This is a genomic window from Psychroserpens sp. (genome assembly GCF_036960315.1).
In the GTDB taxonomy this organism is placed as follows: Bacteria; Bacteroidota; Bacteroidia; order Flavobacteriales; family Flavobacteriaceae; genus Psychroserpens.
This window is the reverse complement of record NZ_JBALVR010000021.1, coordinates 1-15,653: the sequence shown is the minus strand read 5'-3', so window position 1 is coordinate 15,653 and position 15,653 is coordinate 1. Positions and strand designations below refer to the sequence as shown.

Annotated in this window: 3 protein-coding genes; all 3 read right to left on the bottom strand. The window is 39.0% G+C overall.

All coding sequences use genetic code 11. The annotated features are described in order from the left end of the window. The coding region (locus V7719_RS18595; RefSeq protein ID WP_335731443.1) for a LamG-like jellyroll fold domain-containing protein at window positions 1–10,537 on the bottom strand (10,537 nt) is incomplete at its 3' end. 409 nt (window positions 10,538–10,946) lie between these two features. Further along, window positions 10,947–15,089, bottom strand: coding sequence for an HYR domain-containing protein (locus V7719_RS18590; RefSeq protein ID WP_335731442.1), 4,143 nt, complete (start codon window positions 15,087–15,089; stop codon window positions 10,947–10,949). A 468-nt stretch (window positions 15,090–15,557) separates the two neighbouring features. Continuing rightward, on the bottom strand, window positions 15,558–15,653 hold a 96-nt coding region (locus V7719_RS18830), incomplete at its 5' end, for a T9SS type A sorting domain-containing protein (RefSeq protein WP_442969106.1).

Genomic DNA, 15,653 nt, shown 5'->3' with positions numbered 1-15,653 from the left:
CGTCTGTAGCAGTAAATGTTACCGTTTCAGCTCCTGTTGCTCCACAATCATCACTTAATCCTGTACTATTATGAGTCCAAACAACTCCTGAACAAACATCACTTGCTGCTCCAGTTCCTCCGTTAGAAGCTAACCATGCTGCAAACTGTCCACTTGCTCCAATACTTCCATCACATTCAACCGTAAGGTCAGATGCTTGTGTTCCTATTGTTGGTACTGTATCATCTTTAATCGTAAAGGTCGCTGTCGTTGTACTGAAGTTTCCACAATCGTCAGTAGCAGTAAATGTTACTGTTGCAGCTCCTGTCGCTCCACATAGATCACTTAATGAACTAAAGTCATTTGACCAAACAACACCTGAACAAACATCACTCGCTGAGCCAGTTGTTCCATTGGAAGATAACCACGTAGCTAATTCAGTTCCATTTCCAGAACCATCACAATCTACTGTTAGATCTGAAGCCGGAACATCTATTGTTGGTACTGTATCATCTTTAATCGTAAAGGTTGCTGACGTTGTACTGAAGTTTCCACAATCATCTGTCGCAGTAAATGTTACTGTTGCAGCTCCTGTCGCTCCACATAGATCACTTAATGTAGCATCACTATATGTCCATACAACTCCTGAACAAACATCACTCGCTGAGCCAGTTGTTCCATTAGATGCTAACCACGTAGCTAATTCTGCTGCATTGCCTGCACCATCACAATCTACTATTAAGTCAGAGGCATCAACATCTATCGTTGGTACTGTTGTATCAACTACAGTAATGATTTGATCGGCAGATGTTGCGTTTCCACATGCATCTGTCGCTGTCCATGTTCTTGTAATCGTTTCTGTGTTTCCACATTTAGGAGAAGACGCATCACTAAATGTAATAGCAACTGTGCCGCATGTATCACTTCCAGTAGCTGAACCTGTAGCTGAAGGATCTGTAGGATTTGTACATTCTACAGTCGCATTAGCTGGTAAAGTTAGCGAAGGTGCTGTTGTATCTTCTACTGTAATTGTTTGTATCGCTGATGTACTATTGTTATTATCATCTGTTGCGGTCCATGTTCTGGTAATCACTTTAGTGTTGCCACATCCACCAACTTCTGTTGAGTTTTCTGTAATCACTACATTTCCACAATTATCTAATCCGGTAGCTAGGCCTGTATTGGCACTGCTGGCATCTTCTGTACATTCTATGGTTACATCAGCAGGCACAAAATCTAAAGTTGGATCTATATTGTCTTCAACTGTAACAGTTGATGAGCAGGTAGAACTATTACCATGAATATCGGTTATTGTAAGTGTTACTGTATTTTCACCAATATTAGAACAATCAAAACTCGTTTGACTTAACACACTTGAAGCTACACCACAATTATCTGTAACACCAGTGTTTACTTGTGCAAGATTAAGTGTTGCTTGCCCACTTGTATCCAGCGTCAACGTAACATCATTACAAACAACGCTACTACTCAATGCTAAGACGTATATTTTCTTGGTATTATAGGTTGCTGCATTAATTGCAAAAGTCCAATCTGGATGGCCAGAACCTCCTACTTGATTTCCTATTCCTAAATCGCTATTTCCACTATTTGACCATCTATTATATGATAATAAGGATTCTGCTATACCATAGTTATGTACTTGAAACGAACCATAACAATCTCCACCGGATCTATTATCATTAAAGTCATATAATCCATTATTTCCAGATGGAATTGACCCGTTTCCAGCGCCTCCGTAATAACAATCCGACCAGAACTCCACGTTTCCTGTTTGTATCTCTGTACCTGTAGTAACACCTGCGTTTGTACTCGCAAACACATTCATATTAGAAACAGCTTGTTGTTTTACATAATCTGCTGGGATTCCTATTTGATTATAATTTTGTGTGATTTGATCGAAAGATACCCAAACCCATTTACCATCAAGTTCCATCATATAAGCAACTCTTGTAAATGGAATATTTGTTAGTGCTGCAGCATTGTTTACTGCATATGAAACTTGACTATTTGTGTTCCAACTAGCAGTATTAGGAATATTAAGCTCATAAACAAGATTGTAATTTGCAGCTTCAGGAATATTACTAAGCGCCAAAGCAGGCGCAGGAAATTGTGAACCTCCTTCTGGTGCTTCGTTGTCAATAACCGTTACTGTAAATGTACACGATGTACTGCCTATAGCATTGGTTGCTGTAGCTGTTACTGTTGTTGTAGTTACGTCAAAGAAACTCCCTGGTTGTATATCGTATGTTATGGTTGATGCTGGAATACCTACAGAATCTGTAGCGGCAAAAGTGACTACTGCTCCACATTGGCCTACATCATTGTTTTGTGTTATATCTGCAGGACATACTATCTCTGGCAGTACTCCTGTAACTGTGACTGTAAATGAACATTCTTCAGTATTGTTTGCAGCATCTGTTACTTCGTACGTTACGGTTGTCACTCCAATAGGGAATGTTGCACCGCTTGGATATCCTGTTGTTACTAATGCTGTTGTTGCATTAGGACAATTATCCGTTCCTGTTGGCGCTGTATAATTTACAACTGCACCTGAAGCACTTGTTGCAATCACATCAATATCTGAAGGACATGAAATTTCTGGATCTTCATCATCAGTTACTATAACAATTTGATCACAGGTTGTTGTGTTACCTGCAGCATCTGTTGCGGTCCATTTTACTGTAGTACTACCGATATCGAAAGTTGCCGGAGCATTATTGGTAATCGTTGATTGTCCTACCCAATTAGAAGTATCACCTGTTAAAGCAAAATTATTGAGGGTACCGTCATTACCATTTCCAGAAGCATCGATTGCAGTGATTATCCCAGCATTATTGCCATTGGCAACACCTTCATTAAAATGATAGGATGCAACTAAACCTGGTGTAGTATTTAGCTCCGTGTTCATATTGGCTTGAATCTCAGTTTGAGTCCTTGCCCTGTTCCAAATACGCAATTCATCTACCTTAACATTCAAAAAGCCAACATTGCCATTTGACTGGCCAATTGTAAAAGGCTGTGTATTGCCTACAGAAGGGAATGCACCAGGACTTATAGTATTCACAGCTTGCAACACACCATCAATGTATAGTTTTAATGTCTGCGTAACAGGATCTACAACTGCGGCCAGATGATGGGTTCCTCCATCAACAACATCATTTACAGTTGTAATATTTCGCATCGAAATTGAGCCTGAGTTGCCAAAAGTCAAGGTCAATTTCTTACCTGGGTTTGGATTGTATACTGGATCAGTACCATCGTTGATGTAAATGGCTAACATATTAAAAGGACTAACCGGTTGCCTTTTAGCAACTATAGTTCCTGTCTGATTTGTATTAGGTGCTGTAAACCAACATTCTACAGAAACCGGATTGGAACCAATAGCCAAACTAGCATTGTGCGGAATACTGACATAATCATTCACCCCATCAAAATCCAAAGCATTATCAGGACAAATATCTGTAACAGTTGGAGGTGTTAAGGTTGTTGTACCGAAACATTCGCCAGGATCGTTATTTAAGTTTACAGTTGGTTCACAGGCTATTGTTAGGTCTTCAGTATCGTTAACTGTTACCGTAAACGTACATTCAGAAGTTCCCACAGCATTTGTTGCTGTAGCTGTTACTGTTGTGGTTCCCACTGGGAATTCACTTCCCGATGCAGGACTGTATGTTATTGTTGATGCTGGTATTGCGGTTGTTTCTGTAGCTGTAAAAGATACATTCGCGCCGCAGTCCCCAAGGTCATTACTCACAGTAATATTTCCTGGACACACGATATCTGGTGCTAAGCCACTTACTGTTACTGTAAAAGAACATTGTGCTGTATTATTTGCTGCATCTGTAACTTGATATGTCACTGTAGTTACACCTATTGGGAAAGTTGCACCACTGGCAAAACCAGTTGTTATTAGTGCTGTTGTTGCACTAGGACAATTATCTGTGCCTACTGGTGCTGTATAATTCACTACTGACCCTGAAGCACTTGTTGCTAAAACACTTGTAATATCAGAAGGACAAGAAATTACTGGTAGCTCATTATCGGTTACTGTAACAATTTGATCACACGTTGCCGTATTACCAGCAGCATCTGTTGCCGTCCAGGTTACTGTGGTTGTTCCTACAGGGTAAACTCCTGAGGCATCATCTGTATTGGTATAGTTGTTTGTTAATACAGTTGGAGGACAAGGGTTTGCAGATAACGTTGCAACTTCTGCTGGTGTTAGCGCAGTATTAAAAATACCTACTTGGTCTATTGAACCATTAAATTCGCAACAACCAGGATCCCCGTCCCGTTTCCAGCGACCAATATTTACACTGTTGTCCTCATAAGCTTCGGCATCGTAGTCAATCGCAGCATTAGCTGTGGCTACGCTTCCTACATCTACACCATCAACATAAAGGTATGACATGCCATTACTAGCATCTCGAACCGCTGTAATTTGGTGCCATTCACCTGAAGGAATGCTAGAAGATCCCACCACAACGCTAGACCATGTCGATTCACCGACTTGTCTGAATTGAAGGTAGGGAACTCCTGTACTGGATACCCTTAGCCAAATTCCGCTGTTCCTAGCAACAACGCTACTTGACGCGAAGTTGATATCTAATATTGTATTCGTACCACTAGCAAAATTATCTCCTTTTACCCAAGCTGAAAGCGTAAAGCTTCCCGTAGGATAAGCGAATGTACCTTCATTTCCTAGGCTAACTCTTTGTCCCGTTCCCGTACCAGCAAAATTGTAGGCACTATTCGGGTCATCGCATGAATTAGATGTAAGAGTCGGACCACTTACTGTACCATTGTTACCGCCCCAAACATCATTAGCGTTTCCGCTAAAATCATAAAAATATAACAAGCCGTTCGTAACTGGAGGTGCGCTAGAAGTGCTACCTGATGTTGCACAATTGTCACTAAACGTTGGAGGTGTAATGATTAAATCTGCTGTACATAAACCTGGATCGGTATTTTCACTAACATCTGCAGCACAAGCTATTGTTGGATCTTCTATGTCATTTACTGTAATAGTAAATGTACATTCAGAACTTCCTACAGCATTAGTAGCTGTAGCCGTAACTGTTGTTGTTCCTACTGGGAATTCACTTCCAGAAACATGAGAATATGTTATTACGGATGCTGGAATACCTACAGAATCTGTAGCAGCAAAAGTGACTACTGCGCCACATTGGCCTACATCATTGTTTTGTGTTATATCTGCAGGACATACGATTTCTGGTAGTAACCCTGTTACAGTAACCGTGAATGAACATTGTGCAGTATTGTTTGCAGCATCAGTTACTTCGTAAGTTACTGTTGTCACTCCAATAGGGAATGTTGCACCACTTGGAAAAAGTGGTGTTATTAATGTTGTTGTTGCATTAGGACAATTATCTAAACCAACAGGTGCTGCATAGGTGACTACTGCACCTGCTGCACTTGTTGCATTTAAACTAATATCTGCTGGGCAGTCATTTTCGATGGACACATCGGATGCTGTAATCTCAAGGTTATCGAAGGCCGCATAGGCACCAGCAGTAATAAGATCGAATTCTAGGGACACATTGCCATCTGTTGAACCACTTGCATCTAAACCTGCCATTACGGTTGTCCAATCAAAAGTATACGAGGTTGCACCGTTGCTTGTGCCAGTAACATCGACTTGATCTAATGGTGTACCCGAAGCATTTATATTAAAATTACCTCCTGGACTATCGTATAAACGTAATCGCATGACTGGTACATGTTTCCCATAGGGTCCTTCGCAGCCTCCAGCATCACTTGAAGACAGATCAAATTTTACATTAAGGAAATCTTTATTCTGTGCATCAAAAGTTAAAGCAAGTCTGTCGTCCTGATTAATTTGCTGTATACCAATTGCATAATTGCCACCCTGACCAGACGGATCATTATATAAATTTCCAGGGCCATTTATCCGTATCGTTTCTACGGTAAAAATTTGTTGAAAACCTGATCCGTATAAATTATTTATGCCTTGAAACACACTTATGTCTGGAGCGCAATAATCATCAACTGGAGTGATATTTGGGTTCTCAAAATCATTGCTATATAAAGCGATTTCGGAGGTATCGTTAAAAGAAGGATCTTCTGTATCATTTACTGTAATAGTAAAAGTACATTCAGAAGTTCCTACAGCATTGGTTGCTGTAGCAGTTACTGTTGTGATTCCTACTGGGAATTCACTTCCAGAAACATGAGAATATGTTATTGTTGAATCAGGAATACCTACGGTATCTGAAGCTGCAAAAGTTACATTTGCGCCACATTTGTTGGCATCATTGTTTACTGTAATATTACTTGGGCATTGAATGTTTGGTGCGACACCAATAACTTCAACATTAAATGAGCAAGTTACAGGAGTATTTGTACCATCTGTTACTTGGTAAGATACCACTGTATTTCCTATTGGAAAAGTCGCTCCACTTGCCGGACCAGATAATAATGTGGTCGTTGCAGAACAATTATCTGTACCTACGGGTGCTGTATAATTTACTACTGCGCCAGCGGTACTTGTTGCGAATGCATCTATGTCTAAAGGACAAGTAATTGTTGGGTCTATATTATCTTCAACCGTTATTGTAGCTGTACATGTACTTGTATTATTATTGCTATCTGTTACTGTTAATGTCACTGGAACTTGACCTGCTAAACTTGGTGCACCACTAACCCAATCGCTAGCAGTATCCATATTAACTAAGGTTCCATCTTTACCATTTCCAGATTTATCTGTAAGTGTACTTCCTGAACCATCATTAAAATCGTAATAGGCTAGCAATCCAGATTCAGTACCTGAAAGTACCTTATCCATAGCTGTAGTTATTTCGGCTTGAGTTTTAGCATTATCCCATATTCTCAATTCATCGATAGATCCTTTCATTAATCTACCTCCCTGATTACCACGTCCAATACTTAAATTTGTTGTTGGTAATAAATTAGCAAATGTTGTTGCTATTGTTCCTCCAACTTGAATGCCGTTTACGTATACTTTTGAATCACCAGATTTTGCTACCAAAGCTACATGTTTCCACGTCTGTATTTGTGTTTGTGGAATTATTGGTAACACCGCAGCACCAGTATTGACATACACCACATTATTACCTCCCCCTTGATACATTTGAAAATGAACAAAATCCGCGGTATAACTTGAAGCAATTGCTTGAAAAGCACCAGAAGTTGTAGCGTCCACAAACACCCAAGCTTCTATGGTCAATTCTGAAGTTTCTGTACCTCCCCATGAACCAGGTAACTGCACGTAGTCATTTACCCCATCAAAATTTAAAGCAAAATTATCTGGAGAAATATCATTACAATCAAAACTGGTTTGATCTATACTTAATGTTACAGCGCCACAATTATCAGAAGAGCCATTGTCTACTTGTGTTGCTGTAAGCGTTGCTTGACCGTTTCCGTCTAAAACTAAAGTTACATCTTGACAAATCGCAGTAGGTGCAATAGCATCTACAACCGTAATTGTTGGTGCGCAATCGCTTTCATTAGTATTCATATCGGTTGCCGTAACAAAAATACTATTTCCACCTATATTACTACAATCGAAAGATGACGTACTTAAGCTTATATTATCTAAAGCACAATTATCGGCAGCAGTAACTATAGCTATGTTAGCTGTAAAATGCGTAGTGTCGTAAGTATAAGTGAATTTTGGATCTATGGCAAAATCAATAACGTCCCCTTGTACAACAGAGAGATTAATGGCATAACTTTCTGAAACAGATGGTATATTTAAATACTCAAGGACTTGATTTCCATTTTTTAATATTCTTATATTAGCGCCATCGCCTCCTCCTGTATCAAAATCAAAGAAATCTCCAGAAATATAAATCGTACCATCCATATTACTCGTCCAACGACGAACAGCCCATTTTAAATCTTGACCTGGATGTCCTAAAGACGAAGTTAAAAATGGTGGTTGCCCTGTATTATTCCAAGCATCAAAGGTATCTGCATAGATGTTTATCTGCGAATAGTTTGGCATTTCTACAAATCCATTGGAATCAAAAGCAAAATACTGCCCATAACTCCAATTGCCTTGACCTTGTGTTCCAGAAAAATCATTAACCGAATTGGCACCTAAGCCAGCATTACCTGTGTCATCGAGATATAATGTTACGTCTTGGCATGTGATTGTTGGCGGTACATTATCTTCAACTGTTACACTAGCAGTCGCTGTATTTGTATTTCCATTGACATCTGTTACTGTTAAAGTAACTTCGTTAATTCCTTGGGTTGGGGCAGGGTTGTTATTCCACTGAAGACCCTGGATATTTCCAGTAAGTCCATGTCCTGACAAATCATTAACAATAGTCCCACTGCCTTCTTCCATTGGGTAATAAAGGGTTAACCCAGTTTCTGTACCAGTAAGGGTAGAGGCATAGTCTGCTTGGATGTCTTGAGTAGACCTTGCAACATTCCAAATTCTAACTTCATCAATAAAACCTTCAAATTCTTGATTGAAGGCGAAACGATTACCAATGGTTAATGGCTGATTAAAAACACCCATGGAACCTGATCCATTATATGTGTATAAATGATCTCCATTTTTATATGCTCTTATTTGCCCATTATTAAAAGTTACTGAAACATGGTTCCATTCATTTAAAGGCAAGTTTATTCCCGTATTGATCCATTGCCAGCCTGGGTTTTGATTATAGAAAGCGTACCGCAGACTTCCATCAACGAATCTGGCAATTTCATATTCATTTTCCTTATTGATAATAATACCCCCAGCTCCACTTGTTAAAGAACCATTTCCAGATGGATTTACCCAAGCTTCTAATGTTAAGCTAGATCCACCATTTAAAATACTGTTATGATTTTTAACCAGCTTTGAACCGTTTATTGCAAATGTTAGAGAATGCTCTCTGCTGACTGAACCTGAACCCAAATCATCACAATCAAAACTAGCATTATTAATAGTTATAGAAGCAATACCACAGTCATCACTAGAACCATTGTCTACTTGAGCAGCAGTAATGCTTCCATTACCAGAAGCGTCTAGTTGAACTGTTACGTTTTGAGCTATGGCCGTTGGAGGTGTTGTATCACCACTATTTATGGTTTGTTGTAAAGTATTGGTGTTACCACTAGCATCAGTAGCTGTCCAAGTGACCACGGTTTCACCTAAAGGGTAATTTCCTGACGCATCAGAAGTCCCATTAAAATCATTGGTTAAAGCGGCATTGGTTATAGGAGCCGTTGAAGTTACCCAATCCGCATTAATATCCATGTTGGTTAATACACCAACATTTAGATTACCCGTTTTATTCGTGAGGTTTGTGCTTCCGGTTCCATCTTCAAAATCGTAGTAGGCTGCTAGTCCCTGTTCATTTCCAGTTGCTATTTTATTATATGAGTTTGAAATTTCTCCAGCAGATAAAGCGCGGTTCCAAATACGAGCCTCATCCATAACACCATTATAATAATTACCAGGTAACAGTGTTTGACCTCCCAAAAGGCTATTTGTATTGGAATATGGATAAGTATCTAACCCAACATTCTCAACTATACCATCTACATATAGTGAAAGAGTTCCTGAATTTTCTCTTACCATGGCAACATGATGCCACTGATTATCCAGAAGATTTGTTGTCCCTGCTAAATTGACACCGCTTCCTTTAAAGAATACTAGATTGCCTCCATATGTATCAGTATTAATATAGAAGATAGATCGATAACTGTATAATGGACCATATCCATATTGATTAAATAGTATGGTATATTCATTTTTTGGAGTAGTTTTTACCCACATTTCAACCGTATGTGCCTGGCTACCACTTGTTGGTGATAATAAAGGGCTTCCGAGGTTTATATAATCATTTGTCCCATCAAAATCTAGAGCTGTATTATTGGTACAATTATCTGTTACAGTTGGTGGCGTTACTATTAAATCGGTACCACAATCGGTTATTGTACTGTCATTTGGATTAGAAAAATTTATTGACGGTGCCGTTGTATCACCTACAACTGTAAATGTTGCTTTATAATAATTGGAATTATTGCTCCAATAGTTATCTAAATCTGTACCGTTTATACCATCTGTATCTACTTGAGAACGCCCGTATACTTCTAGTGTATAATTACCTGGTAGTAATCCGGAAAGGATATCAATGTTTTCTGAATTTCCTGAGGCTACATTGTCCCATTCTTGGTCACCATTATTGGGCAAATTTTGGGAAAAATTTAGATTTATCTCATTAAAATTCCCACTAGGATTTCCCGTTGAATAAACGCGGTAAAATAAGGATGCATTAAATACATTATGACCACCATTTTTAAAGGTTTTAATTTGACCGCCTTTAAGGGTTAAAGTATTATTGCACGTAAAATTGCCAAGATCAGCTCCATTAAAACCTCCTTGATCCACTAAATGGTTATAGAAATTCCCATTTCCATTAGATTCTGTAATTACAAAAGCATCAAAAATGCCAGAATTTTGGGCATTTAAATTGAATGAACATAAAAAAAATAAAGCAACAGATAATTGAAAGTAAAAACGTTTCATAAGTAATGGGGATTAGTTAAAAAATACCATGACACGAGCGCAATCTAAAGGGTAACCAAGACTAGTTACACTTGAAAAAAATAAATTTACTTTAGACTTTAGTCGGTCTCAACACCGCTTTGATAAGAATATATGTTGATTAATAGCCTGGTAAAAATCATTTATTATTTTGGGTTCCGCAACTTTTCCTACTCGGTTTCGTACGATTTTCGTTACTTTTCGATGAGATGTTAAAAAATAGAGTTGAATTGAACGCTTTTATAAGCCTTACTCTTATGATTTTAAGACCTTAAAAGAATATTTTGGTTAGTCTGGTAGTTAATGACGCTCTTTTTTTTATCTAGAACGCATAAAAGAACCTCGAGATAATCTCGAGGTTCTTAAAATAAGATTTATAAAACTATGGTTTTTAATACTTTATTAGTCTCATAATTTCAATATTACTTCCTTGACTTATTTGAACAAAGTATAATCCTGATTGTAATTTATCTCCAAAGACATATACATCTTTTGGATCAAATTTGTCTTTACGTATTACTTTGTTAGTGATATCGAAAACAATAATATCCACCATTTCATCAGTAGTTGAATTCAGCTTTATATTGAATGTTGTATCTGAAGGATTTGGCCAAGAATTAACTTCGAATACTTCAAATGTTCTCGCCAAACTAAATCCGCTATGAACAACTAGATTTCCTCCTGAAAGCAGCATTTCTTCGGTTGAAATACCTAACCAATTACTGGAATACAATAAGGTATTCGAACTATTTGTCAGATTAATTCCAATAGAATCATCAATACCGGGTTCTCCTCTATCGGTCATTTCAACTTTTAATTTCAGATTACCTCCTAACGAAATTGGATATAGTGGGTCGGTAATATCTTTTAAGTTCGCTTTAGTTATAAACTCTCCAAATTTTGCATCTGGGTCGGCAATATTAACCCCTAAAGACTGAATTGCATTTCCTTTGATCTGATAGGTGTGTATTACACCGCCTACATCACGTCTGAAAATGATATTCATATTCCCTTTTAGTTTTTTTCCTTTTTTATTATACTTTACATTATAACCAAAATTTGTTTTTAAGCCATCGGTCGACGCATAAACACCAAAGGACTCCTCAGGAATTATATAACCGCCACCTGTGATAAAGTCACCAACCGGAACATATACTGTAACTACAGTATTATCAACCGAACGATCTCTCAGATAATATCCATTGTCGTCCAGTGTTCCCACAAGTATTCCTACGGTAAACGATTCGGATGTACTATTGCCAATATCAACCAGCCAATTATAACTTATAGTTCCTGTTGTAGGGTCACTTGGATCGATAAGATTTACAACCGGTATCCATCCTGAAATATCCGAGCCGGAATCTCTATTAACAAACTTGACTATAGCATTTCGAATATCGCCTTCGAATGGATCGTTTACAAAATCGGTGACCGTGATATCCTGTACATTGGCACTTAAAACAACCGTTGCTTCTGAAGAATTTGCATTAAGAGTTGCTTGTAGGGATTGTCCTGTATAAGCTAAGATGGCGTCTTCTTGAGTTATATCAAAAGCATCTGAATCTGTAGTTGCCAGGTAACACTCATCTTCTATAAAGGCAGTTTCTACGGTGTACGCTACATTTGGATCCTGAGTTAAAATTAATGTCGCCGTAGCGATACCGTTTATATCGGTTATTGCAGATGTTGATTGTGATCCAATGGTAAAGGATATTGTTTTACCTTCTAATAACAATCCGTCCACATCCACCAAAACAGCGGATAGATCAACTTGATCAGAATATTGTTCTTCCAAATCACCGGTATACGTGAGCGTCGTTGGACGTTTTTCTATGGTTACTATCGTTGTGCAAGTCGAGACAAATCCATAGTCGTCGGTTACTGTTAGCGTAACAGTATTCGTCCCTGAATTCGTGCAGGTAAACGTACTTGGATCCACACTTAGAGAATCGATTCCACAGTTATCGGTAGAACCACCATCAATATCGGTAGCGGTAATGCTCGCCTCTCCGTTCGCATCTAATTCAATGGAAAACGGTGCTACACAATTTGCTACAGGAGATTCGTTATCATCAACGGTTACAGTGAAGCTACATGTTGCCGTATCTCCACAAGCATCTGTCACTTCAAAAGTATTTGTAATTGTCCCTACAGGGAATGTAGAACCTGAAGCTAATCCGCCTATCTGTGCAATGGTCGTTGTACCACAAGTATCCGATCCAACAGGATTGGCATAGGTAACCACAGCATTACAAATCCCGGGATCATTATTTACCGTAATATCTACAGGACAAGTAATCCCTGGCGGTGTAGTATCGACTACTGTGATAATCTGGTCACAGCATGAAGAATTACCACATTCATCGGTGGCGGTCCATGTTCTTGTAATGGTTTCAGTGAAACCACATCCTGCTACTGAGCTGTCACTTTCGGTAATGGTTACCGTTCCACAACCCTCGGTTCCGGTAGCTAGGCCGGTATTAGCTGAACTGGTGTCCTCTCCACATTCGAGTGTTCTGTTTGATGGGCAGGAAACAACCGGAGGAGCCGTATCGACCACTGTGATAATCTGGTCACAGCTTGAAGAATTACCACATTCATCAGTGGCAGTCCATGTTCTTGTAATGGTTTCTGTGAAGCCACATCCTGCTACTGAACTATCACTTTGGGTAATGGTTAAAATACTACAACCATTGGTTCCAGTAGCTAAGCCAGTATTGGCAGAACTGGTGTCAACTCCACATTCGAGCGTTACGTTTGGTGGACAGGAAACAACCGGAGCTGTATCGAGTACTGTAATTTTCTGATTACAACTCCAATAAACACCAATAGAATCTGTAGAAACCCAAAATCTGCGGATAAGTTGAGAATTACCAGGGCCATTTTCAACCGAATCTATGAAAGAAACTATTACGTCACCACAGCCATCAGTAGTTGTCATAATACCCGTAGCTGCAGGCGCCGTTGAATCCCCAAATTCTACAATTACGTCTGGAGGGCAGGAAGCTGTGAGACTTGTGATTATGAACATAGCATCGCCGTAGCAGTCGCCAATGGTGCTCCTAACGTAGATATTTGTTGTGCCTTGGGTGCGGGTGACGGTGTTATCTATACGGGTGGCGTAGCTTGCGTCAGAAAAGAACGATAGCGTTCCACCGTCGGCATCGTCAACTCCGTCCTCAAGGTTGTAGGACAGTCTGTTCGACCCATCACCTTGGTCATGAGAAAATTGGACGCATGCCAGGTACTCTGCATGGCACGCCGCCTCAGCGTTTGCGTCGCCGTTCGTGGTGGCGAAGCAAGAGTTAAACTGCGTAATACAGGCATTCGTGAATACGCTGCCCTGCGAACAACGACCATTGGTCTGCGTTGCAACCTGGAGGATCTGAAAATCCCCATATATGTCTCCAGGTAGCACCAATTCGGAGCAATTGGTGTAGATGCCATCTGTAAGCGCGTCCGGGTTGTCCGGATCACCGAATGGAGCGTAATCAATCTCGGCGCCATTGACGAAGATATTGATTGTGTTCTTGAGGGTGCCGATAAAGCCGCCTGAGGCATTGGTCCGTTCCGCGCCGCTTACGTATAAAATATCGTTTGGTTGGACTCTCTGTGTCGGGAACGGAACGAAGCCATTGACCTCACTTGCCGGCTGCGATAACTGAACCTCAACGTCCACAGGGGTACTGCCACGGTACTGGAGAATAATGTCAGTGAATCCGCCAATCCCGTCACAGCAAGGGTCATAGCTTGTTTGGCCTTGGGTGGTTCCGTCCTCGCACGAAGTGAGCGTATGAGTTGTTACGACAGGGTTGTCAGCATCTGGACACGGAGGAGGGGCATCACCAATTACTCTAATATTGTCAATTGCAATGTCTTCATCACCTGCATTAAGACTAAATTCAAACCTTATTTGAAGTAAATCCCCTGTTCCAGGTATGGATGCCATAAATTCATTAAAAGTATCTGTAATTGCTGTTCCATCTCCAACGCCATTAAAATCTGTATCAACTCGTGGTTCAGAATTAAATTCAAAACCTTGATCTTCAACTGCAAAAACCAATACTTCATTTCCTCCATCTATACTAGTATAAACTCTAAAGTGTTCTGATAAGTCCCAATCTTGATTCTCGCCATCATCATCTTCAGCTAATAGAAACTTAATCCTCAAATTTGTTCTGCCAAAAACACCAAATGGATAAGTATAAAGTGAAATGATGTCTTCAAATGGTTCTTCACCATCAAGATCTTGTGCAGCAAAGTAAAAAGAACCTTCTTGCCCTGTGACTTCATAATCCGTAGCTATATTAGAACCATCGGTTCTAATGAAGAAGTCATCCAATGAATCTGTAAATTCGGAAATTGGAGTGAAATAATTTACACCATTAGCAGGCGTTTCAAACGTTTCTTGATATAAAAGAGTTTGTCCAAAAGACAATGTTGTTGTAATAAGGGCAATAAGTAAAATGAAAAGGTTTTTCACAATTAAAAAAGGGAAAATTCCTTTGGTTGGATAAATGGTAAAATTGTTCATACTATATGGTTTTAGTTAAAACCAAACATGAAACAGGATACTATATATGTAGTCTATTTGTGGCTGATATTGTGCTATTAATCAATCCGTAAATTGGAAATATTCTATATAATAATTAAGCTTCTAGGGGAGAATGTATTTATTACATTACTTTAATGTACGAATTAATTATACCAAATGTTGAATTTTATGTCAAGCGGAAATAAATTGTGTTGAACAGAAACAAAAAGTAGTATTAAGCTTATATTTTGCGTAAAAGACTCGCATTCATAGCGGTATGTAATAAGTTCATCAAGCAAGCCTATGGCATATCAATTATCACTATAAATCTCAACAATAGGTAAAATAAGCTTTTCTGCAAATTCAGCGCATAACTTTATTTAACACATAATTAAAATCAAAACGTTATTAGACACAAAAAAATCCCTTCAATTAATGAAGGGATATTTATGATTTCAAAATCGAAGTTTAATATTTAATCAATCTTATAGTTTTGGACTTATCACCTTGTTGAATCTTAACAATATATACACCAGCTTCAAGTTCATTACCAAATTGATATAC

What these genes read in the sequence shown, in the direction of transcription:
- V7719_RS18590 (WP_335731442.1), bottom strand. Translation starts at nt 15,089, where the DNA reads ATGAACAATTTTACCATTTATCCAACCAAAGGAATTTTCCCTTTTTTA.